The following is a 21,938-nucleotide window of genomic DNA, read 5'->3' as shown; positions in this document are numbered from 1 at the left end:
GAGTATAAAGTGCCTTCAACTCTGAACTAAGAGCCTGAATACTAAGGTTATTCAATTGCTTTGGCCAGTGGCAACAATGTTAGCTTTTCTGCGTTGGTGAGGGTGTGTGCCGGAGGTAAGGTCAGCATGCCCCCATCGCGCCAGGAGTCATTCAAATCATCATAATGGGGAGACGCCGGATGCCCAGATTGCCCGACCGCCGTTATGAACCGGGATTGATCCAAATTTTCCAGGTCAAAAATGGCGCGCAACCCGGCACCATGGGTGTTGAGAAACGGTGCGCGACCACGGGCAGACCGGTAACCGCCACGATTGACCGTATTATCCGAGCCATCGGCCTCAATTTCGACGGTGGTGAGCGCGGAGAGTCCGGGCACCCTGCCAAAGAGCGGGTGAGCAAACTGAGCCCGGTGAAAGTCGCCCCAACGCCAAGTGAGCGGATCAGCGCCTGTTGTTTCGTCTCTATCAGACAGCCACCTGAGCGCCTTTTCCAGTGCTTGAGACGCAATCTGTCCGCAGTCTTCCGTTGGTGCCGACAAGACATCGTCACACCAGTTTGATTGCCCTGTTAGGATGTTGCGCAAGAGAACAGGATTGACACCTCTAAAAGACGCATAGGCTTCGCCCAGGTCGTCTTTGAGCAATCCTTCTTTGAGGAAATCGATCCAGCTTAAGAAGATCAATGGCTCAGGTCGGGCGCGATCCATGGTGCCGTCCCAGGCGTGAAGGGCCGTAAGAACAGCGTTTGTGGTCTGGTTTTCTGAACTCGTTACAGTTAGCAGACGCGGCAGAATATCATGAACCGCGGTGGATACGGCATCGGTTTGAATAGAAAGCATATCCTGCCAGTTGGCTTGTTTTTGAGCGAGTTCATTCAACCGCCGGTCAATGCGCTCGGCGCGATACCCGACCGGGAAACTGGCCGCAATCAAATGCGGATAGTCTTCAGGCACGGGCCGATTGTTGGCATTGACCAAACGCCCAGAGGCTGGGTTCATGCTATGGGGCAGTTCTTCATAAGGCACCCAGCCTTGCCAATCATAATCTCCTGACCAGCCAGGAACCGGCACGGTGCCGTCTCCTGAGGCGCGGATGGGGACGAGGGCCGGAGCGCTGAAGCCGATCCCGCCAAAGCGATCAGCATACATGAAGTTCTGTTGTGGACCTTCGAATTGGCGCAAAGCCTCTTTGGTGTCGCCAACAGACCTGCTTTTCGACATGTCATAGACAGCGTTGGCGGTGCGGTCGTCGTCTCTGAGCATGGTTGCCGCCAGGGCGAGCACTGTATCTTGCGAGCCGTCAGCGTTTTGAAAGGCGGCTAGATCGCTCACAACGGGGCCGTGGCGAGTGCGTCTGACGCGAAGGGTCACCGGATCTGAGAACCTCACGTTTATGACTTCAGTTCGTTCCTCAAACTTAGCGCTGCCGGAAGGGGTTTCATATCCGCCATCGGCTGTGAGTTTTTCTATAAACAGATCTTGCAGATCAGCATGGGTGGTGGTCATGCCCCAAGCCGTGTGCATGTTGTGACCGATAATCGTAAACGGGACACCTGGCGTTGTGGCTCCGCTTCTGACCTCGCGCCCAAGCTCACCCCTGAACTGACCGGGCCACTCCAAGCGGGCCAAGTACCAAATGATTGGGGCCTGATAGCCAAGGTGCGGATCGCTGGCGAGCAACGGTTTTCCACTGCTCGTATGTTCGCCGCTCAACGCCCAGATATTTGAAGCTAAAGTGGGCGGGGCATAGGCATCAATAAGTTCGATTAAAGTGCTGGCAACCTGCGCCGGATTAAAATCGTGAGCGGCAAGGGTGGTTGGTGAGCCTGCCACCAAATCCGGCCACAGTTCTGCCACCCGTTCCGGCGGCAGAAGTTTTAGCAATCTGGCGCGGAGTAATTCATCACGCCAGTTTCCCGCCAAGGAAAGGCTCATCAGTTTTTGCCAGACCATGCTGTCTGCGGGACGCCACGGCTCGGGCGTGAAGTGCAAAAGCTGAAATTCTGGCGGTAGCGGTTGCTGGCGCGTTGCAAGCCACGCATTTACGCCCGCCGCATAGCGTTCAAGGACCATGTGTGTTTCAGGGGACAGGGCTGTGACGTTTTGTTCAGCATAGCCATATAAGCCAAGGGTTCGCATGAATTGATCCGAGCCTAGGGCCTGTTTCCCCAGTATTTCAGCAAGACGCCCGGCGCCAAGCCGGCGCATGAATTCCATTTGAAACAGGCGGTCTTGGGCATGAACGTAACCCAGGGCAAAATAGGCATCCCCTTCATTCTGGGCCTGAATGTAAGGAATCCCATTGCGCGCGCGCGTAATGTCTATGCTGGCCTCGGGTCCGGGAAGTGTGACGTCGCCCGAAACACGGGGAAGGGATTGCCACGTCAACCAGGCGGCTGATCCGATGACAAGGACAACCAGGCATATAAAAAGTAGGGTTATGCGCTTCAGCCAGATCATAATTATTTAGTGTCCTTGCGCCAGAAAAGCGTTCCTATATAGGATTTCTTAAGCCGTTTTACCCCATGATATCGTGACACTGTTGTGAATGAAGAGACTCCATCCATGAAAAATGAAATCGATGACGGACGCGATGTCGAGGAATACCTCTTCGAGATTCGCGAAGTGGGTAATATCATGCGGGTTACCGTTATTGATCCCTACACTGGCATAGAGATTGTTGTGGTGGGGTCGCCTCAGATGAGTCTGTTTTCGCTCAAGATGAATGCGGTTCGCAAACTGAAGTATGTCATCGCCAAAAAAGAAAAAGAATACAAAGCGTCGCATTCAAACTGGGCTTAAGCTTGGCTGGGCTTAGCGTTTCCCTTGGGGTCCGTTTTTTTCTTTCAAGCGCGACCGCGCGAACAAGATCATCAATCCTATATTTGCCATAAACGTGGCAGTGACGGACGTTAAGGCGATGCCGTTGACCCCAAAGGCCGTTTGCATCTTTGTGATTGCCAGAAGATAGAGGATGATTCCTCCAACACCTGCGATGACATTGATGTGGGGGCGCATGTAGGTCAACGGGACCTCAACCAATTGCAATAGGGCGTTGATCAAGCAGCCCAGCGATAAAATCATCAGGACAGGCCATGCACTCACAAACTCCGGCTCGATGAGTGCCAAGATCTCTTTTCCTAAAAAGAAAAAGAGCCCGACGATGGGAAGTTGAAGCATGATTAAGCGTTTGGCAGCAGACCACAGTTGTTGCAGCAATCTGTGTCGGTCGCCGTCACGGACCGCTGACGCAACAACGGGCATGAGCATGGGGTAGAAGCTGAGCGCAATCTTCTCGACAATAGTGAGGAATTGTTGTGCCATGCCGTAAATTCCGACGGCAGAGGTTGAAAAGAAATACCCAACCGCAAAAGTATCAATACGACTGACTAAAACACGGACCAGATCATGGAGACAGGTATAGGCCGAACTTTTAGCCATCATGATAAGGCGAGAGAGGGCGATGGGGCCAAGAACGATACTGCGCCAGGTGAACACAAAATGGCAAAACATGAGCGAACAAAGAGCGGCCAATCCGAACGCACAAAAGAACGCGTAGACCAGACCTGATTCTTTAAATCCAGCATAGAAAAAGAAGAGGCTGAGAACCGTGAGCGCGATGGGTTCAACAAAACTACGCACAATTATTTCGTACCGCATCAGTCTCTTGGACAAGGTTGCCGAGAGGCAGATGTCGGTCAGCGAAATGAACGGGATGGCCCAAGATAAGAGGATCAGGCTTGAGAGAATATCTTCAGCATCAAAAAAAGACAGAATAGGAAGCGCAAATATTTGGACCAAAGCCACCAGGCTCAGGGAGAGTCCGAAGCCGAGAATCAGGGCGTGGCGCACAATTATTGCATTGTCTTTTATTGCAGTGCCTTTTTGGTCGTCACCTTCTGACATGAAATGAAAAATGGTTCTTTTAAGACCAAAGGTCGACAACAGCGCGACGGTTTCAACAATCGCTGTCAGCAGAACATATTCGCCATAGGTGGATGTGCCGTAGAGGCGTCCCGCGATCAAAAGAAAAGGGACGCGCGCCGACAGCCTGACAAGAAACCCTAGAATACTGAGGGTTGAGCCGCGTTTGATGTCTTTTTTGTCCTGGTCAAGACGCTCCAAGCCCGATGGCACCGGGGTATCATCAAACTGGGTCATTGGTGAACTCGTATGCTGAACGGCAGCACAGCTTATGCTTTGATTTGTGTTTTGAAAGCCATCGCAGCATTGCGATTGCGCTTCAAGAGCCAGAACAGGACAAGATTAAGGACAATGATCTCGTACATAAAATAGGCGACGGGTGCGCCCAAAAGACAGAAGATGAAAATACCAATGGTGCGGTTATTGGCACTGAGGATCGACCAATTCAGAACCAGGCTGCGAAAGTGCGCTCGATAGGCGCGGGATACTGAACCAGATGCGACTTGCTCGGTATGCTCTAAAATAAGTTCGCGCTCCAACGCATAAGGGATCGGGCGGAATGGTTCCTGGACGGCTTTATACCCACGGGCGACAAGACCGGCGATACCGGGTTGCTTTAACTCTTCAGCCTTTGAGTCTAAAACTTGGGTGCTTGTCGCAACACCACCTTCGCGAGTCCAGCGGATGTAAAATTCGCGTTGCATCTCAAATGCCGCGGCTTGAACGGCGTGGCACGCACCCGCCCCAAAGACCGCGAACCAAACTTCATTGCCAAAAGAGGTGCTGAGGGCGATTCCGAGAGCCACGTAGACGCAAACAAATGTGACGTAGTCGCACACACCATCAATAACAAAACCAGTGGCAGAGACTTGCCCCGTTTGTCGGGCCAGTTGCCCATCTGCGCCATCAAAAATATGCCACCCGACCATGCAGACAAAGCCGAGAATGCAGGCGAGGGTGCTTTGGTACTCGAAGTAAAACCAGGCTGCGGTGACCCCCGAGAGCGCCCCCATGATTGAAACAGTGTTCGGTGTGATGCCCAAATGAATAAAAAAGGGAATCAGAGCCATGCTGATGCGATGGATAAAAAGCCGGTTGGTGGCTTCTTCGATGTCTAACTTTCGGAGTGCGGTTGCAGCCGTTGTTTCAGGTGCTTCAGTCATGAGGTGTTTCGTGTGACTGGTGGGGCGGCATTTTTTGTTATCGCGCCGTATTGTGTTTCTCGACCATGGCTTCTTGGGCGAGTGAGAGTAACGCGGGCGTATCGACATCAATCCAGGTGCGATTGCCGATATCGCAGCCCGTCATGAGCCCTGCGGCCGCCAGAACGCGAATTCCGCCGGAGAGAGAGTCGTCATGATTTTCCGCAATGCTTTTTTCCAAGGCGTCAAATAATCCCGGTGTGCTCCAGAACACACCCGTATCGAACGCATTGAAACCCGTGATTGTTTTTCCGATGTCGGTAATGAGGCCGTCCTTCACAAACACCTTGGTGACATCGTCAATATCGACATGGGGGTTTTGCAATCGCAAATCCAAGCCCAACCGCGCCCCGTTGTTGGGTAGGGGGGCATGACGGACGATGGGAAGAATTTGCGGATCAACCAAATGATCCGCCATGAGAATGTGGAACGGTTCGTCGATCAATGGCTTAGCCGCAAGCACGGAGCGTCCATTGCCAAGATGCCACTCGCTATTTTCAACACATTCAATCTTGCAGTCTAATTGTGGGGCAAGGTTTTGAATGTAACGCTGTAAGGGGGCGCTATTGTAGCCGGTGACGATTGTAAAATGACTGACGCCACCGTGCATCGCATTGATGATCACGCGCTCGAGGAGGGCGGTGCCTTCAACAGAGACCATTGGTTTGCTGGGGCCGATGGCGCGCATTCTGGTGCCTTGGCCGGCAGCCAGAATGATGGCTCTCATTAAGCGACGCCTTGCAGCTTCATATCTGCAATAAACGTTTCCGTCATCTCATAAGCAATATCGTCTTCGTGCTGGTTGGGGGGGTGCTTACAGAAGTAGGCCGAAGGGCCTTCCAAGACACCACCGACGCCGCAATCTAAGGCGACTTTGCAACAGCGAATCATATCAATGGCCACACCGGCTGAATTGGGGGAATCCTCAACAGACAGGCGTAGCTCGATGTTCATTGGAACGTCGCCGAACAGACGCCCCTCGGCGCGCAAGAAACAGACTTTGTTGTCGTTCTGCCAGGCCACGTAGTCACTCGGGCCAATATGAATATTGTCTTCATCCAGACGCGTGCCGGCAACTGACTGAACGGCCTCTGTTTTGGAAATCTTCTTTGAGGCCAGACGCTTGCGATTCAGCATATTCAAGAAGTCTGTGTTGCCGCCGGTGTTGATTTGATAGGTACGGTCGAGTTTGACGCCGCGCTTGTGAAAGAGATTAGTCAGCACACGATGCACAATGGTGGCACCAACTTGGGCCTTAATGTCATCGCCGATGATCGGGAGTTTGCGGGCTTCAAATTTGGCGCGCCACTCAGGGTTACTCGCAATAAAGACTGGAATACAATTCACGAAACCGACACCGGCCTTTATGGCGCATCGGGCATAGAACTCTGTGGCGTCTTGAGACCCAACTGGAAGATAATTGATCAAGACTTGTGTTCGTGAGGATTTTAATAGTGCGACGACATCCTCTTCAGTTGGCTCGGGCAGGTCAGCCGGAACAAAGGTTCTGGCGGGTTGATACTCGGCCATATGATCCGCGACACCATCTAGCAGACGCCCCATGCTGACTTTAACGCCACTGGGCGGGAGGTCTGGGGCAAATACTGTTGTGCAATTAGGTGGTGCAAAGATTGCTGTTGTGACATCCTGACCGACCTTGCGGTCGTCGATATCAAACGCCGCAACGATTTTGATATCTGAAATGCTGTAGGGTCCAATTTTTTCATGGAGGACGCCGGAGCAGTCATCTAAGGGACGGTCTTTATAGTAATGTATGCCCTGGATCAGAGAACTCGCACAGTTTCCAACGCCAATCACAGCGACGCGAATTTCTTCGCTTCTTACTTCTTTAATCATATTCATTTGTTCCCCCCAGTCGCCGAATATCTCACAGTGGCGTGTTTTAAACCAGCAAACCTTTGCCAGAGATGTGATTGCCGCATATGCAAACTAGAAATGCGTGATAGAGGCTTCCTAGTTTCTGCGCCGTCTTCCTCACGAAGCCGGTTTCACTAGGATGACGTCATGGGACGCATAGACCTCTACATTCTAAAGCAGATTGTGCCAATTATGTTGATTACGCTGTTTATCAGCGTTGTTGTTCTTCTGCTTGAAAAAATGCTGCAGCTCCTCAACCTAACCGTGGGCTCTGGGGTGTCGTCCTTTGTTGTTTTGCAGATGATTGTCAGCCTATTTCCTAACTATATACGGCTCGTTTTGCCGCTGGGGCTGTTTCTTGGAGTATTTATTACCTTCCGGCGCCTTTCAACACAATCTGAGCTCCATGCTTTTTTCTCCGGTGGGTTTAGTTTGTTTCGCCTCGCAGCTCCGGCGCGCATGTTGGCCATAACCGTAACCATTATGGGGTTGGGGCTTACCGGATATATCGAACCTCTGGGGCGGTACGTCTATCACACGCTTCATCATCAGGTGACAAACGGCGTAATTGAAGCGGGAATCGGCGAGGGCATTTTTATAGATACACCGAGTGGTTTTACGGTGCGTGTGGATCGGTCCGTAAATGCTGGCATGGAATTTTACGGTTTTTTTGGTTACCGCGAACGCACTGATGGCAAAGTCGAAACACTTACCGCGCGTCGAGGCGAAATCATGGAGGTGACAGCAGGTGGCGACCGCAAAGTCGTTTTGTTCGATGGGGAGCAGGTGTCATGGGAAGATCAGCGCGCTCAGAGAGTCAGCGTCGGCTTTACAAAGCTAGAGTTGCCCCTGGAAATCAATGGCAGTCTTCCATACCCGGACCGAGGCAGCGAAGAGTTGGAACTCACATTGCACGAATTGATGATCGCCTATGGACGGGGGGTGATGCGTTCCATGGGTTTTGACCCGGGAGAGGTTGAGTCTGCGGTTTTAATTTTGGCCGATACCATTCCTTTTTCGGCTTTGGCCGCCGAATTTCATGGGCGCGTTATTTACGCGCTTTCAATATTGGTCATGCCCTTTTTGGCAATCCCTCTGGCGATCGGGTCGCCACGTTCAAACAAATACGTGGGGCTTGTACTCGGCTTGATTGGCATTCTTGCCTATCAAAAAACAATCGAGTTCGGGACGAAAGTCGCGGCTGTCTCTCAGTTACCAGCCGGACTTTTTTTATGGGGCAGTTACGCGATTTTCTTCGGACTTTCTGTCTTTCTTTTTATCAAGACCGATCAAGCTTCGGGGCAAACGCCGTTTCAGGAATTCGAAACCGTGCTGCGGCGGCGTTTTCGTGCTTTCGGTTTTATGGCCTTGCTGAAGCGGGGATAAACTCGCCGTTGCGATTGAATTTCAGAGCGAGGGTCTCGATAGCCGGTTCTGATACCCAAATCAGTTGATACCGCACCAGATAGCCATCATGGTCAGAGAGTTTTTTTCCGTTGATTGGCTCATTCAGTACGCTGCGGGCTTCAAGCACTGAGATGCGGACTTTTGTTCCGGACTTATAGGCATGGATGTCCTGACTGCTCAGCCATGGTGTATGGGTGTGCAACTGTAAGTGACAATCGACGGTCACCGGGTTCAGGGCGCATTCATTCTTAACAAACGTGGCCTCTTTGAATTGCTTTGCTAAGGGGATGAAACGCTCATGTGAATTGCGCACGTTAAGATCCCCGGCGAGGATGGTGGGGAACTCAGCGACGGTGCTGTTTCGCCAAAAACCGGCAAGCTGTGCCGTTTGCCGTTGATGCGCTTTATGGGTTTCAATTTCTGGCACTTGTGCAGATCGTGTTGAATTGAGATGGGTTGTGATCACGTCGATCGGCGTGGGTAGAGTCGGGATTAATACGCGGGCCATTAGAGCGCCTTTATTGGCGAGACAATCGTAGCCAGCGCAGGCGGCGCTGCCAAATGCATGACGTTTTATACCGATAATGGGATGTGCACTGAAAATATGAAGACCGCTGCCGAGCCATGTGCCGACGCCTTCCCCTTTCCACCATTTTCGGCTTACATCAGATGTTTCTGTTTTCCCTAAGTTATGCCGTAGCGCCCTGGCCGGGCCAGCGACATGCTCTGCGAAGCCTAAGGATTCTTTCAGATTGAGTACCCCATCATTAAAACCTTCTTGAACAAGCACGATATCAATTGCTGGTCCTGCTTTTGACAAGAGCGCGATTTGCGCTCCGATCTGTTCGAGGGCTAACCGTCTTTCCGTCATGACAGGCCACGGTAGGCCAGCCACATTCAGGCTTAGAACTGTGAGGTCGCGTGTTTCAATGACACCGGCGTGCAATGGTATGGACGGCAGCAGAAAACATAAGCATTGAGCAAATAGTCTTTGAGTAAACCGATTGAGCATGACTGACTCAATTCTCTAATCGTCAGGGTGGACGCTCAATACTCTGCCGGTCTCTGGATCGATGAAAACTTCCATCTTCCCAGAAGGCGTTAACACGTCGATGTCGTAAACCATCCGGCCATCTTCTTTTTCCAGCTCGGCTTCAACGGCCTCGCCGTTGGCTTCTTTTTCGGCGATGGAGATGGCCTGGCCAATGGTGATACGTGTCGATGATGCCTGAGAGAGCTGAGCGTATGGCGTCGCAACATCCCGCGCTTCGACCGCTATTGTGTGCAGTGCGATTAAACTAACTGCCGTCATCTCGAGCAGATACGGGATATTCATGGTAAACCTCATGTTGTGAGTAAATGTTGGTTGTACCGGGAAGACGATACTGAGTCGGCAGAGCCTCCATTGCTGATTGCAGCAAAGATGGATGTTGGCTGATTATGTTGAACGACTCTGAAGAAGGATGTGCCAAATAACGGTAACAGGCTGCGTTAACTTTTTTCTGATAGTAGATTGAGGGTTAGAGGTGAAGATGTTTTGATAACGTCTCGAGTTTACATGTCTTAAGTTGCGTGCGTTTTAATACGGATCGGGAGAAGGTAGACGTGCAATATCTGAAATCGATGATTTTCTTCTCTGCTGTGATGTTGCTCTTGCCGATTAGGGGGCCCGTAGCAGAGTCCGAACCTGAAACCAGAGAGGGTACACCCACGCCGATCATTGCGGTGTGCAATGGCAACGAAACGTATTCAATCGCGCTTGAGGTCCATAATGTAAGGAAGTCCCGGGGCCAAATCACGGTCGATCTGCATGATGATAATCCGGAAGGTTTTCTAAAAAGGCTAGGACGCATTGGGCGCGTTCGAGCCCCTGCGGAAGCTGAGATAACCAACATCTGCATCCCCATTGAGCACCCAGGCGTTTATGCGATCGCGATTTATCACGACAAGGATATGGACGGTGACTTTGACAAGAACTTTCTTGGCTTGCCGTCTGAACCCTATGGAATCTCGAATGATCCGGCTATTTTTCTGAGTGCACCGCCCCACAGCGAGGCCGCTTTTGAGGTCTTGGGTCTCAATACGCCCGTTTTGGCAACGCTTAAGGGTAAATAGCGCATTTCACAGTGCGCTAAGCTCAACCAAAGGGCTTGTGGTCCATTGGCAAGGCTCTGCCATATGTGGTATCCGAGACGTATTAATTGAGTACCAAAGTTTGCGCCGTGCGCAGACCTATTCCCGGGCGGATTCCAAATGCCGGACAGTTCTTTTGTAGCAAAGGGCGAAAGTGTCGCTATCGCAAGCGATCACGCCGGATTTGCGCTTAAAACAGTCCTTAAAAATGATCTCAAGGATATGGGATTCCACGTCGTTGATTTGGGAACCGACAACGAGAATTCTGTTGATTACCCGGATTTCGGGCGCGCGCTGGCTGAGGTGGTTGATAGCGGTAAGGTTAAAGCAGGCGTGCTGGTCTGCGGCACAGGCATCGGTATTAGCATCGCCGCAAATCGCATCCCGAGCGTTAGAGCGGCTTTGGTCCATAATGAAATGACGGCTGAGATGGCGCGAGAGCATAACAATGCCAATGTCATGGCCATTGGCGCGCGCGTTGTGGACGAGGACACGGCTCGAGCCTGTTTAAAGACGTTTTTTGCCACTCCGTTTGCAGAGGGGCGTCACACCCGGCGTGTTGAGAAGTTGGGGCTTGTCTAATCAGGGGCTAAGCTCCTTTTAATCTGGGCTAAAACCCCAGGGCATACGCATGAGAAAGGTTATTGAGCGATGAACTACGCCGTCCAACCGTCCTTTTTTGGAGAGTCTCTGAACCAGAGCGATCCCGATGTTATGGACGCGATCAACCAGGAACTTAAGCGGCAGCAAGATCAAATTGAGCTTATTGCGTCTGAGAACATTGTTTCTAAGGCGGTCCTGGAAGCTGTCGGTACGGTTCTGACCAACAAATATGCCGAGGGATATCCGGGAAAACGCTATTACGGCGGCTGTGAAGCCGTTGATATTGCTGAAAACTTGGCGATAGACCGGGCAAAAGCCTTGTTTAACTGCAGTTACGCCAATGTTCAGCCCCATGCCGGGGCGCAGGCTAATGAGGCCGTCTTCCTCGCTCTCATTAAGCCCGGCGATACCATTATGGGGATGTCCTTGGACGCAGGTGGTCATTTGACCCATGGTGCGCCGCCAAACATGTCCGGTAAGTGGTTTAACGCTGTTCAGTATGGGGTGCGCCGGCAAGACTACCTGCTGGACTTCGACGAGATCGAGAGCCTGGCCAAAGAGCATAAGCCAAAGCTGATTGTGGCGGGGGGATCTGCGTATCCCCGGATTATAGACTTCGAAAAATTCCGCAAGATTGCTGATAGTGTTGGCGCCTATCTGATGGTCGATATGGCCCACTTCGCAGGATTGGTTGCCGCAGGGATTCATCCCAGCCCCTTGCCCATTGCTGACGTGGTCACAACAACAACCCATAAAACGCTGCGCGGCCCACGCGGCGGTATGATTTTATCCAACAACGAAGTTCTGGCTAAAAAGCTGAATTCGGCCATTTTCCCAGGATTGCAAGGTGGTCCGCTGATGCATGTGATCGCTGGCAAGGCCGTTGCCTTCGGTGAGGCGCTCAAGCCGGAATTTAAAGCCTATGCCACCCAAGTTGTTGAAAATGCAAAAGCTTTGGCTGAGACTTTGGTTAAAGGTGGCGTGGATATTGTGTCTGGCGGCACCGATACGCACCTCATGCTCGTGGATCTTCGCCCCAAAGGCTTGAAGGGTAATGCGGTTGAGAAGGCCCTAGAACGTGCCGGGATCACCTGCAACAAGAACGGCATCCCCTTTGACAGTGAAAAACCTATGGTCACTTCAGGCGTTCGTCTCGGCACGCCGGCTGGCACCACTCGTGGATTTGGGGTTGATGAGTTTCGTCATGTTGGCGAGCTGATTTGTGAAGTTTTGGACGCCATGGCGGCCAATCCTGACGATACAGCTGCGGTTGAAGCAGATGTGAGGGGACGCGCGGAAGCTCTGTGCCGCAAATTCCCAATTTATTCATGACGGCTTAGAGGAGGGGGAACCATGCGCTGTCCCTACTGCGGGGGTGTTGATACCCAAGTTAAAGACTCACGGCCGACTGAAGATAACGCGGCTATTCGCCGACGTCGTTTTTGTCCGGCCTGCGCTGCGCGTTTTACGACGTTTGAGCGGGTTCAGTTAAGAGATCTGGTCATCACCAAAAAGGATGGTCAGAAAGTTCCGTTTGATCGCGATAAGCTGGCGCGGTCGCTTCACATCGCCTGTCGCAAACGACCGGTTGAAGAAGAACGGATAGAACGGGTGGTCAACGGCATTCAGCGCCGTTTGGAGAGTATGGGGGAGAGCGAAATCCCCTCAGACGTTATCGGGGAAATGGTCATGGAGGCCTTGGAAGGTCTTGATAAAGTGGCCTATATCCGATTTGCCTCGGTTTACAAAAACTTTCGAGAAACCAAAGACTTCGAGAGCTTTGTTGAGACTATTTCTGATGATCAGGAACAACACGAATGACCGCTGCTGCGGGTTTAGAGACATGACCGCTGTCGCGGACGGAGACACATGACGGCCATTACGGCGCAAGATTTGGCGTTCATGCAAAATGCCCTCGATTTAGCATCGCGGGGTTTGGGCACGACAGCCCCTAATCCCAGCGTTGGGTGCATCCTGGTTAATAATGAGGTTGTTATTGGACGGGGTTGGACTCAGCCGGGTGGCAGGCCACATGCGGAGACTGCGGCCTTATCTGTCGCTGGCGAGTCTGCCAGGGGCGCGACAGCCTATGTCACTTTGGAGCCCTGCTGTCATCACGGTAAAACGCCACCTTGCACAGACGCATTGATTGCTGCCGGTGTTGCGCGGGTCGTCGTCGCAACGTCTGATCCTGACGACCGCGTTGATGGGGGCGGACTCGCTGCTCTTGAGGACGCTGGCATAGAGGTTATTACCGGCGTTTTAGAAGATAAGGCGCGAATAAGTAATGCTGGATTTTTTAAAGCTAAGCGCCACGGACTGCCGTTCATTGCGCTGAAGTCGGCAACCAGCCTGGATGGCCGTATTGCCTTAAAGAGTGGCGAAAGTCAGTGGATTTCTGGGGAAGCGTCCCGTCGCTATGGCCATTATCTGCGCTCTACTCATGATGCGATTGTTGTCGGATCAGGCACAGTTGTTGCGGACAACCCGAGTTTGACCTGTCGTTTACCAGGGTATGAAGGCCAGGCGAGTTTACAGCCTGTTCGCGTTGTTCTGGACCGGCGTTTACGCATAGATCCAGAATGCACGCTGGCGCAGACAGCGCACGAGACACCAACATGGGTGGTGACCAGTGCAGCTGCGGATGCGGATAAGGTCGGAATACTAGAAAGCTATGGCGTTTTTGTCCTGACCGCTGCTGATCCTAGCGATTATGCTTTTGCCCGCGCGGCAGCATCCGTATTGGCAGAACGGGGTTTGACCCGGGTGCTGGTTGAGGGCGGTGGGCATATTGCGGCCTCATTTTTACATGATAATTTGGTCGACCGCATTTATGCAATCAGAGCTCCGATGATTATTGGGGGGGATGGCAAACCAGCGATGGCAGGGTTAGAACTGAGCCAGCTGTCAGATGCACCGCGTTTTCAGCGGGTTGAAACGCGTTATTTTGGCCCGGATATTCTTGAAATTCTTGATCGTGAGCCCACTGTTTAATCATGTTTACAGGACTCATTACCGATTTGGGTGAGGTTGCTGCTGTTGATGCGCATCATGGTGGTGCTCGCCTAAAAATAAAGACTAGCTATGATCTGAAAACGGTCGACATTGGAGCTTCTATAGCCTGCAATGGATGTTGCCTTACGGCGGTAGAAATGGATGCCAACATGTTCTTGGTGGATGTGTCCCGCGAGAGCTTGGATCGCACGACCCTGGGCCAGTGGTCGGTTGGCCGGCGGATCAATCTTGAGCGGTCCCTCAAATTGGGTGATGAAATGGGCGGGCACTTGGTATCCGGCCATGTTGATTGCGTTGCCGAGGTGGCTGAGAGGCGTGAAGACGGAGACTCTGTAAGGTTCACTTTTAGAGTTCCCAAGGATTTCGCCCGGTTTATCGCTGAAAAAGGCTCGGTAGCTGTCGATGGTGTCTCATTAACGGTCAATGAAGTGGGGCCAGACAACTTTGGCGTAAACATCATTCCCCATACCTGTGCTGTTACGACTTTTGGGGTACTGAGACCTGGCGATATCGTGAACATAGAAATCGATATGCTCGCGCGGTATGTTGCGCGCCTTCTAAACCAAACCTGAGAGCGTCCGTGCCACATTCCAAATACTTATCGCCAATTGAGGACATCATTGAAGATGCCCGGAACGGTCGGATGTTCATCTTGGTGGATGATGAAGATCGTGAAAATGAGGGTGATCTTATTATCCCAGCGCAAATGGCCACGCCGGATGCCGTTAATTTTATGGCAAAGTTCGGCCGGGGTTTGATTTGTCTGGCGTTGTCGCAACAACGCTGTGAAGAACTCAATTTACCGTTGATGGAAGCGCACAACCAATCTCGGCTGGCGACGGCTTTTACGGTTAGCATTGAGGCACGGGAAGGGGTGACGACGGGCATATCGGCCTCGGACCGTGCCCATACGATTTCAGTCGCTATTGATCCGACGAAAGGCAAATCAGACTTGGCAACACCGGGACATGTTTTCCCCTTGATGGCGCGTGATGGCGGTGTGTTGGTGCGGGCCGGTCATACGGAAGCCGCAGTTGATATTAGCCGCATGGCGGGACTAACGGCCTCAGGTGTAATCTGCGAGATCATGAACGACGATGGCAATATGGCGCGCATGCCAGACTTAATTCCCTTCGCACAGAAACATGGCCTTAAAATTGCGACCATTGCTGATTTGATTGCTTATCGCCGCCGCACGGAAAAGTACGTTGAGATGACGGCTGAGCGGCTATTTAATTCCAAGTTTGGCAGCGGTTGGACGCTTCGTATTTATAAAAATCTGTTGTCTGGGGTTGAGCACCTTGCGTTGATTAAAGGTAACTTGAGCGGACCAGACCCTGTTCTGGTGCGGATGCATCAGGTCAATGTTCTCAGTGATATGTTTTGGGATGCGGACAGCACCAAGACTGGTGAGTTGCACCGGGCAATGTCTGCCGTAGCGGCCCATGGTCATGGCGCGGTAGTTGTTTTAAGAGAAATGGGATCTCCAGACGTCTCTGAACGGATCAAAGCGCAGGTGAATGGTGATGAGCCACCGGCGCGGCTTATCGATTATGGTGTTGGGGCACAAATACTTGTTGATCTTGGAATCAAAGACATGGTCCTCCTCAGCAATACGCCACGCACAATTATCGGACTTGACGGTTATGGACTGAAAGTAACCGAACAACGCGCCATTCCTCTGGAAGATTGAACATTATAGATATGACTGACACACCAAATATTGTGCTGATCGAAGCGCGCTTTTACGAAGACATCTCTGATCAGCTTGCCCAAGGCGCTATCGCTGCCATTGAAGCCGCGGGCGGTGTGGTTCATCGCATTGTTGTGCCGGGCATCCTTGAGATTCCAGCAACCCTGCAATTTGCAATTGAAGGCAAAGGGAATCCTGACACGGGCCGCATGTTTGACGGGGGCGTTGTTTTAGGCTGCGCCATTAAAGGCGAGACCGACCACTACGAGCACGTGTGCACGGAATCCATGCGCGGAACCCAAGACGTTGCATTGGCTCATGGTTTTCCAGTTGGCAACGGTATTCTGACATGTCCGACCCGGCCCCTGGCTGAGGAGCGTGCAGACGTAAAGCGAAAAAACTTCGGTGGGAAGGCGGCTGAAGCTTGTCTTCGATTGATTGAAGTTCGCGCACAACTCGGGGTGGAAGCGTGACCGCATCTGATGGGACCAGAGACCAACGCCCCGGCAATCTGAAACAGGAGCGCAGCGCCGCGCGATTAGCTGCGGTCCAGGCGCTGTACCAGGTTGCGTCAAGTGAGGCGGATTATACCAAAGTGGTCCGCGACTTTTTGCATGGCCGGTTGGGCGGAGTTGCGATCTCGGAAGATCCGGACACTGAAGTTGAAACTCCTGTTAAGCTCGCGGAGATGCATCAAGCGACATTCACAAGTGTTGTGTCAGAAGCGATTGCCCGGCAGGACGATATCGATGATATGATTGACGCCAATTTGAGTGCGGGCTGGCCGAAAGAGCGTTTGGAATTGATTGTGCGTTCTATTTTACGTGCCGCGATTGCAGAGCTGCTGGGGGCGATTGAGGTGCCAGCGAAAGTCACCATCTCAGAATATGTTGATATTACACACGCATTTTATAGTGGAACGGAACCTAAAATGGTGAATGCCGTTCTAGATAAAATTGCTCGGGCTTTGCACGGCCAAGACCTGGCAGCATCCTGACCCAAGCTATAACTTACTTCATAACCCACGCCCGGAGTTTGTAATGTCCGGTCTCTCTGAATTCGCGCTAATTGATACACTGCTAAAGCCGCTCGCACGCAAAGCGCCCGGAGCATTCGCGCTGACGGATGATGCGGCGGTTCTGCCAGCTGTATCCTCGGGTGAAGTTTTGGTCATCACTAAAGATGCTTTGGCTGCAGGCGTGCATTTTTTATCAGATGATCCGCCGGGAGATATGGCGCGCAAAGCACTGCGCACCAACTTGTCAGACTTGGCGGCAATGGGGGCCGAATCGGTCGGCTTTTTTATGGCGTTATGTTTAGGGCAGGAGACGTCTGAGGGGTTTTTAAGAGACTTTATCGAAGGTTTAACAACCGACGTTGAGCATTTTGATGTGCCCCTCATGGGTGGCGATATCATCCGCCATCCAGGGCCATTCATCGTCAGTATAACAGCCGTTGGCAAAGTGAAAGATGGAAGCGTCTTGCGCCGGAATGGGGCTGAAGCCGGTCATCACCTTTGGGTTTCTGGCACAATTGGCGATGGAGCCCTTGGGTTATTAGCGGCGCGTGGCGAGCTGGAGCATTTATCCACTAAGGAACAAAGTCACATTATCGCCCGGTATCGCGTGCCTGAACCAAGACTTGCACTTGGCAAGGCGCTTGTTGGTGTTGCGAGTGCTTGTATCGATGTTTCCGATGGATTGATTTCTGATGCCGCGCATCTTGCACAAGCTTCTGGTTTGGCCTGTCATATTCTGCAACCTGCTGTTCCGCTTTCCTCGGCTGCTCGGACTGACTTGCTAATCAACTATCAACATATAGAGACGATACTCACAGGTGGTGATGATTACGAATTACTGTTTGCCGCGCCGTCAGACGCAGATGATAAAATTCTAGCTGTGGCAAAGCAGGCGGGCATTAGTGTGTCCCGCATTGGTGAGTTCACCACAGGGACTGGTGTTCATGTGGTCGATAACAACGGTATAGCTTTAGAGTTCCATCGGCAGGGATATCAGCACGTTTAGAGCCACGTATGGGCTGTTTACCCCACAGTAATTTAGGTGCAGGCTATTACTTATGAAGCGCGTTATTGTCATTGTTACGATCATGCTGTTGGTGGCCGGAAGCGCGATTTCCGGGCTCATGGTGCTCGATATTGTGCCCAATCCCTTTGCTGAACCCGAAGAGGTGGCTGAAGGCGAAGCGGGCGGCAAAGAGTCTCAAGGCAATTCTGGGTTTATCCCGCCGGAAAGAGCACCCATCCTCTATCCATTGGAAGACCTAGTTATACCCGTCATTTTAGACGCTCGAATTGCTAAACGCATTTACATCACGGCACGCATAGAGATTGCTCAAGGGAATCGTTCGGCCGTGGAAAATGGCATGCCGCGTATGGAGAGTGCTCTGAATGAGCGCCTTATCGTCTACTTCCAAACCCATTTTGCCAGATATCGGCGTCCCGACTTGCGAGGTATTAAGCGTGAAATGGTGGCGGCGGCGCAGCAAGTTTATGGCGAAATGGTCTCAGATGTTTTGCTCATCACCGTATTCGAGCAGTAGAAAGACCGCTTGTCTGAAGGCCAAACCCAGGGTTTACCTCACTCTTTGTGACTCTGTTGTTGCACGACAAGGCCCATTCTGGCACTTTCCGTTCGCTTTCCCGGGCGGGGGAGCGCTGAAAAGACGTATCTCATTGACCTGCAATGCTTTTTTGCCGGTTGGGTGGCCCTGAAATAGGGTCTTATCAACGAATCGAATGGAACGGGTATGAGCACTCTCGAATACATTGTCCTGGGCAGCGGCGTTATCGCTATCGCTTATGGAATTTTCGCTATCCAAAGCCTTATGAAGACTGGCACTGGCACAGACCGCATGGTCGAGATTGCCACCGCCATTCAGGAAGGCGCAGCAGCTTACCTCAATCGCCAGTATAAGACGGTCGCAGTTGTGGGCGTGATCGTAACGATCATTCTGGCTTTAACACTTGGCGCCTTATCCGCCATCGGTTTTGTCATCGGGGCGGTTTGCTCCGGCATAGCTGGTTATGTCGGCATGAATGTCTCGGTCCGCGCGAATGTGCGAACCGCAGAAGCTGCACGGTCTGTCGGCATGAGTGCCGCACACGATGTTGCTTTTAAGTCAGGCGGCGTGACCGGAATGCTTGTGGTTGGTCTCGGCCTTCTTGCAGTTGCCGGGTATTACTTCACACTTCAAGCCATGGGTGTTGGGGAACGCCACTTGATCGAAGCGCTGATCGCCTTGTCCTTCGGGGCGTCTCTGATCTCTATCTTTGCCCGTCTCGGCGGCGGGATCTTTACCAAAGGTGCTGATGTTGGAGCCGACTTGGTCGGTAAGGTCGAAGCTGGCATCCCTGAAGATGATCCACGTAACCCGGCAACCATTGCTGACAACGTTGGTGACAACGTCGGCGACTGCGCGGGTATGGCTGCTGACTTGTTCGAAACCTATGCCGTCACCGTTGTCGCAACCATGCTTCTCGGCACCATCTTCTTTGATGGGGCAGCGCAAACAACTGCGATGCTCTATCCGCTGGTCATTGGCGGCGTTTGTATCGCCGGTTCCATCGTCGGCATGTTTTTTGCCGGCGTTAAGGACGGCGGCAAAGTGATGGCCGCGCTATATCGCGGTTTCATCGTCTGTGCTGTGATTTCTGCAGTCCTGATCGTTGTCATCACGAACGTCATGTTTGCTGAAGATATTGTGATGAATGACGGTCGTGTGATCACGGGTACCCAGATGATTGTGTGTGCCTTTATCGGTTTGATCGTCACGGGCCTGATCATCTGGATTACGGAATACTACACGGGCACAGACTATCGCCCCGTGAAGAGTGTTGCCGCAGCCTCGACAACAGGTCATGGCACAAACGTCATTCAAGGCTTGGCGGTTTCAATGGAATCGACAGCGCTTCCTGTGCTTTTGATCTCCGCAGCCATCATTGCGGCGTTTATCCAAGCGGGCCTGTTCGGCATCGCGATTTCAGCAACGACGATGTTGGCTTTGGCCGGCATGGTTGTCGCCCTGGATGCCTATGGTCCGGTTACCGATAACGCCGGTGGCATCGCTGAAATGGCCGAGTTGCCTGAAGAAGTGCGAAACATCACAGATACTCTGGATGCCGTGGGTAACACCACAAAAGCCGTGACCAAAGGCTATGCCATTGGCTCAGCCGGTTTGGCCTCTTTAGTGCTGTTCGCAGCCTACACGTCTGATCTTGAGTTCTACTTCCCAGAACTTGCAGGGATCGCTTTCTCTCTGAAAGATCCCTACGTCGTGATCGGCTTGTTCATCGGTGGCATGCTGCCATACCTGTTCGGGTCAATGGGTATGCAAGCTGTAGGCCGTGCTGGGGGCGCTGTTGTGGTTGAAGTGCGCCGTCAGTTCAAAGAAAAGCCAGGCATCATGCAGGGCACGGAAAAGCCTGAATACGGTGTATTGGTTGATATGCTGACCAAGGCAGCCATTAAAGAAATGGTTCTTCCTTCTTTGCTGCCAATCTTGGCGCCTATCGCCTTGTATTTTGTGGTCGCCCTCACGGCTGGCCAAGCCCAAGGCTTCATCGCACTTGGTGCTATGTTGTTGGGAACCATTGTGACTGGCTTGTTTGTTGCCATCTCAATGACCTCCGGCGGCGGCGCTTGGGATAATGCCAAGAAGTACATCGAAGATGGCAACCACGGCGGTAAGGGCTCAGAAGCTCACAAAGCGGCTGTGACGGGCGATACCGTTGGTGACCCCTACAAAGATACCGCTGGTCCAGCCATCAACCCGATGATCAAAATTGCCAACATTGTTGCCATTTTGTTGCTGGCCATCCTTGCTGGTTAATCCGCAAGGCATATAAGTTAAAAAGCCCCGGCACAGAGCCGGGGCTTTTTTATATCCTCAATAAATATTTCATCTTTGCTCAAGGAAATTCTGAATGCGTATCGAAGCCATATCCATTGGTCATAAGCCGCCAGAGGACGTGAACGTTATCATTGAGGTTTCAGTTGGAGCCCAACCTATCAAATATGAACTGGATAAAGACGCCGGGACTTTGGTGGTTGATCGCTTTCTTCATACCCCGATGACGTACCCAGGCAACTATGGCTTCGTGCCGCACACCTTGTCGGAAGACGGTGATCCCATCGACGTTTTGGTCTGTAATACGCGGCAGTTGGTTCCTGGATGTGTCATCAACGTGCGTCCCGTTGGTGTGCTGATGATGGAAGATGACTCAGGTATTGATGAAAAGGTGATCGCCGTGCCCTCTGCTCATCTTACACAGCGATATGACGGTGTGACGAACTATAAGCATCTGCCTGAGATCACACTGAAGCAGATTGCGCACTTTTTTGAGCACTACAAAGACTTAGAGCCGGGGAAGTGGGTTAAGATTGGCGATTGGATGGACGCTGACGCCGCGCGCAAGAGCATTAGTGAAGCGATTGAGCGCGCGAAGATCAGTTCTTAAAAGGAGCGTAAATTAGTGTTACGGACCGGCTTCAGGTGCGCCACGGTCGAAGCGCCCAAGGTTGCCAATGAGCTGTTCTATGAGGCTGAAATCACGTCCCATGGTTGGCGTTTCCCGCTGAACAATCTGCAGGTCTTCGCCATCTAGAAGCCCGAGCTTACCAACCTCTTGCAAAATACCGCGTTCATCGAATTTGAGCGCGTAGATATCCCGTTCAAGCTCTTCAACGGAGTAAAAGGCATACTGCGTGGTGAGCGCGCTGATGTAATACCAGGTTTCTTCTCCAGCCAAGGACACTGTAGAGGGGGTGCCGAGAATCAGCTGCACATCTTGCCTGGTCTGCTGACCCGGAATCAGTTGGGCGAGGGCCTCTTCTGGCGGCAGATTGCCCCTGGCGTTGATGTCTTTAGCGCAGCCGCCAAGAGCCATAGCAATAGCGCACACAGCAAGAGCCAGGGCCGACTTGAGAGCAAAGGAGTGTGTTTTGAATTTCATCATGGCCGGATTTATATCAGAACAGTTTGAAGGGTGGTAGACGGGATATGATCTGGTGGGGTGTCACGTTGACTTCAAACATGATCCGGGCCAAATAACACCTTGGCAGACAT

The 21,938-nt window shown here is 52.1% G+C and carries 23 protein-coding genes; 15 read left to right on the top strand and 8 right to left on the bottom strand.

Annotated features, from left to right (window positions below; genetic code table 11):
* Window positions 1–47 precede the first annotated feature (47 nt).
* Window positions 48–2,459, bottom strand: a complete 2,412-nt coding sequence (locus tag RIC29_16120; GenBank protein MEQ8736450.1) for a penicillin acylase family protein — start codon at window positions 2,457–2,459, stop codon at window positions 48–50.
* A gap of 105 nt (window positions 2,460–2,564) precedes the next feature.
* Here RIC29_16120 and RIC29_16115 point away from each other — a divergent pair, with 105 nt between their 5' ends.
* A complete protein-coding gene (locus RIC29_16115) occupies window positions 2,565–2,801 on the top strand; it encodes a hypothetical protein (protein MEQ8736449.1) in 237 nt (78 codons plus the stop codon).
* Window positions 2,802–2,813: 12 nt separating this feature from the next.
* On the opposite strand, the gene RIC29_16110 is transcribed toward RIC29_16115, so the two are convergent.
* The 4 genes from RIC29_16110 to RIC29_16095 are packed head-to-tail and all read right to left on the bottom strand — an operon-like array spanning window position 2,814 to window position 6,988.
* Window positions 2,814–4,160, bottom strand: coding sequence for an oligosaccharide flippase family protein (locus RIC29_16110; protein ID MEQ8736448.1), 1,347 nt, complete (start codon window positions 4,158–4,160; stop codon window positions 2,814–2,816).
* A 32-nt stretch (window positions 4,161–4,192) separates the two neighbouring features.
* The gene (locus tag RIC29_16105) at window positions 4,193–5,086 is read right to left on the bottom strand and encodes a CDP-alcohol phosphatidyltransferase family protein (protein MEQ8736447.1); all 894 of its coding nucleotides are present in this window, start codon (window positions 5,084–5,086) and stop codon (window positions 4,193–4,195) included.
* A gap of 37 nt (window positions 5,087–5,123) precedes the next feature.
* Window positions 5,124–5,852 carry an NTP transferase domain-containing protein gene (locus RIC29_16100; protein ID MEQ8736446.1) on the bottom strand — a complete coding sequence of 243 codons (729 nt, stop codon included), beginning with the start codon at window positions 5,850–5,852 and terminating at the stop codon, window positions 5,124–5,126.
* The gene (locus RIC29_16095; GenBank protein MEQ8736445.1) at window positions 5,852–6,988 is read right to left on the bottom strand and encodes an inositol-3-phosphate synthase; all 1,137 of its coding nucleotides are present in this window, start codon (window positions 6,986–6,988) and stop codon (window positions 5,852–5,854) included. Before RIC29_16095 ends, RIC29_16100 begins: the two co-directional genes overlap by 1 nt.
* Window positions 6,989–7,150: 162 nt before the next feature.
* On the opposite strand from RIC29_16095, the gene RIC29_16090 reads away from it, so the two are divergent.
* Entirely contained in the window at window positions 7,151–8,389 is a 1,239-nt protein-coding gene (locus RIC29_16090) for an LptF/LptG family permease (protein ID MEQ8736444.1), read from the top strand.
* Here RIC29_16090 and RIC29_16085 read toward each other — a convergent pair.
* Window positions 8,364–9,422, bottom strand: coding sequence for a hypothetical protein (locus tag RIC29_16085; protein MEQ8736443.1), 1,059 nt, complete (start codon window positions 9,420–9,422; stop codon window positions 8,364–8,366). The genes RIC29_16090 and RIC29_16085 overlap by 26 nt on opposite strands.
* 15 nt (window positions 9,423–9,437) lie before the next feature.
* Entirely contained in the window at window positions 9,438–9,746 is a 309-nt protein-coding gene (locus tag RIC29_16080; GenBank protein ID MEQ8736442.1) for a PepSY domain-containing protein, read from the bottom strand.
* Window positions 9,747–10,015: 269 nt separating this feature from the next.
* Here RIC29_16080 and RIC29_16075 point away from each other — a divergent pair, with 269 nt between their 5' ends.
* The 13 genes from RIC29_16075 to ppa all read left to right on the top strand — a co-directional run bounded on the left by RIC29_16075 (window position 10,016) and on the right by ppa (window position 21,330).
* Complete coding sequence (locus RIC29_16075) at window positions 10,016–10,525, top strand: DUF2141 domain-containing protein (GenBank protein MEQ8736441.1); 510 nt, start codon at window positions 10,016–10,018, stop codon at window positions 10,523–10,525.
* Between the two features lie 138 nt (window positions 10,526–10,663).
* Window positions 10,664–11,125 carry a ribose 5-phosphate isomerase B gene (gene rpiB / locus RIC29_16070; GenBank protein ID MEQ8736440.1) on the top strand — a complete coding sequence of 154 codons (462 nt, stop codon included), beginning with the start codon at window positions 10,664–10,666 and terminating at the stop codon, window positions 11,123–11,125.
* Window positions 11,126–11,194: 69 nt separating this feature from the next.
* A complete protein-coding gene (gene glyA / locus RIC29_16065; GenBank protein ID MEQ8736439.1) occupies window positions 11,195–12,478 on the top strand; it encodes a serine hydroxymethyltransferase in 1,284 nt (427 codons plus the stop codon).
* Between the two features lie 21 nt (window positions 12,479–12,499).
* Complete coding sequence (nrdR, locus tag RIC29_16060) at window positions 12,500–12,967, top strand: transcriptional regulator NrdR (GenBank protein ID MEQ8736438.1); 468 nt, start codon at window positions 12,500–12,502, stop codon at window positions 12,965–12,967.
* Between the two features lie 48 nt (window positions 12,968–13,015).
* Window positions 13,016–14,140: a bifunctional diaminohydroxyphosphoribosylaminopyrimidine deaminase/5-amino-6-(5-phosphoribosylamino)uracil reductase RibD gene (gene ribD / locus RIC29_16055; protein ID MEQ8736437.1), complete on the top strand. Its 1,125-nt coding sequence runs from the start codon at window positions 13,016–13,018 to the stop codon at window positions 14,138–14,140.
* A gap of 2 nt (window positions 14,141–14,142) precedes the next feature.
* Entirely contained in the window at window positions 14,143–14,733 is a 591-nt protein-coding gene (locus RIC29_16050) for a riboflavin synthase (protein MEQ8736436.1), read from the top strand.
* Between the two features lie 8 nt (window positions 14,734–14,741).
* Window positions 14,742–15,854 carry a 3,4-dihydroxy-2-butanone-4-phosphate synthase gene (ribB, locus tag RIC29_16045; GenBank protein MEQ8736435.1) on the top strand — a complete coding sequence of 371 codons (1,113 nt, stop codon included), beginning with the start codon at window positions 14,742–14,744 and terminating at the stop codon, window positions 15,852–15,854.
* Window positions 15,855–15,865: 11 nt separating this feature from the next.
* A complete protein-coding gene (gene ribH / locus RIC29_16040) occupies window positions 15,866–16,327 on the top strand; it encodes a 6,7-dimethyl-8-ribityllumazine synthase (GenBank protein MEQ8736434.1) in 462 nt (153 codons plus the stop codon).
* Complete coding sequence (gene nusB, locus RIC29_16035; protein MEQ8736433.1) at window positions 16,324–16,851, top strand: transcription antitermination factor NusB; 528 nt, start codon at window positions 16,324–16,326, stop codon at window positions 16,849–16,851. The genes ribH and nusB overlap by 4 nt, the downstream gene beginning before the upstream one ends.
* A gap of 43 nt (window positions 16,852–16,894) precedes the next feature.
* The gene (gene thiL / locus RIC29_16030; GenBank protein ID MEQ8736432.1) at window positions 16,895–17,878 is read left to right on the top strand and encodes a thiamine-phosphate kinase; all 984 of its coding nucleotides are present in this window, start codon (window positions 16,895–16,897) and stop codon (window positions 17,876–17,878) included.
* 52 nt (window positions 17,879–17,930) lie between these two features.
* On the top strand, window positions 17,931–18,413 hold the full coding sequence (locus RIC29_16025) for a hypothetical protein (protein MEQ8736431.1): 483 nt from the start codon (window positions 17,931–17,933) through the stop codon (window positions 18,411–18,413).
* 207 nt (window positions 18,414–18,620) lie between these two features.
* Complete coding sequence (locus RIC29_16020; protein MEQ8736430.1) at window positions 18,621–20,702, top strand: sodium-translocating pyrophosphatase; 2,082 nt, start codon at window positions 18,621–18,623, stop codon at window positions 20,700–20,702.
* A gap of 94 nt (window positions 20,703–20,796) precedes the next feature.
* Window positions 20,797–21,330 (top strand): inorganic diphosphatase, encoded by a 534-nt coding sequence (ppa, locus tag RIC29_16015; GenBank protein ID MEQ8736429.1) that lies wholly within the window; start codon window positions 20,797–20,799, stop codon window positions 21,328–21,330.
* Window positions 21,331–21,348: 18 nt separating this feature from the next.
* On the opposite strand, the gene bamE is transcribed toward ppa, so the two are convergent.
* A complete protein-coding gene (gene bamE / locus RIC29_16010; GenBank protein MEQ8736428.1) occupies window positions 21,349–21,828 on the bottom strand; it encodes an outer membrane protein assembly factor BamE in 480 nt (159 codons plus the stop codon).
* Between the last annotated feature and the right edge of the window lie 110 nt (window positions 21,829–21,938).

It is taken from the genome of Rhodospirillaceae bacterium (genome assembly GCA_040219235.1).
In the GTDB taxonomy this organism is placed as follows: Bacteria; Pseudomonadota; Alphaproteobacteria; order Rhodospirillales; family Rhodospirillaceae; genus WLXB01.
The sequence above is the reverse complement of the archived record's forward strand: the minus strand, read 5'-3'. Positions and strand labels throughout refer to the sequence as shown.

Excerpts from the sequence above, each read along its gene's own strand:
- RIC29_16025 (MEQ8736431.1), top strand. The coding sequence starts at position 17,931 with ATGAAGCGCGTTATTGTCATTGTTACGATCATGCTGTTGGTGGCCGGA.
- thiL (MEQ8736432.1), top strand. The coding sequence starts at position 16,895 with ATGTCCGGTCTCTCTGAATTCGCGCTAATTGATACACTGCTAAAGCCG.
- RIC29_16050 (MEQ8736436.1), top strand. The coding sequence starts at position 14,143 with ATGTTTACAGGACTCATTACCGATTTGGGTGAGGTTGCTGCTGTTGAT.
- RIC29_16105 (MEQ8736447.1), bottom strand. The coding sequence starts at position 5,086 with ATGACTGAAGCACCTGAAACAACGGCTGCAACCGCACTCCGAAAGTTA.
- ribD (MEQ8736437.1), top strand. The coding sequence starts at position 13,016 with ATGACGGCCATTACGGCGCAAGATTTGGCGTTCATGCAAAATGCCCTC.
- ribH (MEQ8736434.1), top strand. The coding sequence starts at position 15,866 with ATGACTGACACACCAAATATTGTGCTGATCGAAGCGCGCTTTTACGAA.
- glyA (MEQ8736439.1), top strand. The coding sequence starts at position 11,195 with ATGAACTACGCCGTCCAACCGTCCTTTTTTGGAGAGTCTCTGAACCAG.
- RIC29_16110 (MEQ8736448.1), bottom strand. The coding sequence starts at position 4,160 with ATGACCCAGTTTGATGATACCCCGGTGCCATCGGGCTTGGAGCGTCTT.
- rpiB (MEQ8736440.1), top strand. The coding sequence starts at position 10,664 with ATGCCGGACAGTTCTTTTGTAGCAAAGGGCGAAAGTGTCGCTATCGCA.
- RIC29_16100 (MEQ8736446.1), bottom strand. The coding sequence starts at position 5,852 with ATGAGAGCCATCATTCTGGCTGCCGGCCAAGGCACCAGAATGCGCGCC.
- RIC29_16095 (MEQ8736445.1), bottom strand. The coding sequence starts at position 6,988 with ATGAATATGATTAAAGAAGTAAGAAGCGAAGAAATTCGCGTCGCTGTG.
- RIC29_16120 (MEQ8736450.1), bottom strand. The coding sequence starts at position 2,459 with ATGATCTGGCTGAAGCGCATAACCCTACTTTTTATATGCCTGGTTGTC.
- RIC29_16085 (MEQ8736443.1), bottom strand. The coding sequence starts at position 9,422 with ATGCTCAATCGGTTTACTCAAAGACTATTTGCTCAATGCTTATGTTTT.
- nrdR (MEQ8736438.1), top strand. The coding sequence starts at position 12,500 with ATGCGCTGTCCCTACTGCGGGGGTGTTGATACCCAAGTTAAAGACTCA.
- RIC29_16115 (MEQ8736449.1), top strand. The coding sequence starts at position 2,565 with ATGAAAAATGAAATCGATGACGGACGCGATGTCGAGGAATACCTCTTC.
- RIC29_16080 (MEQ8736442.1), bottom strand. The coding sequence starts at position 9,746 with ATGAATATCCCGTATCTGCTCGAGATGACGGCAGTTAGTTTAATCGCA.
- RIC29_16020 (MEQ8736430.1), top strand. The coding sequence starts at position 18,621 with ATGAGCACTCTCGAATACATTGTCCTGGGCAGCGGCGTTATCGCTATC.
- ppa (MEQ8736429.1), top strand. The coding sequence starts at position 20,797 with ATGCGTATCGAAGCCATATCCATTGGTCATAAGCCGCCAGAGGACGTG.
- bamE (MEQ8736428.1), bottom strand. The coding sequence starts at position 21,828 with ATGATGAAATTCAAAACACACTCCTTTGCTCTCAAGTCGGCCCTGGCT.
- RIC29_16090 (MEQ8736444.1), top strand. The coding sequence starts at position 7,151 with ATGGGACGCATAGACCTCTACATTCTAAAGCAGATTGTGCCAATTATG.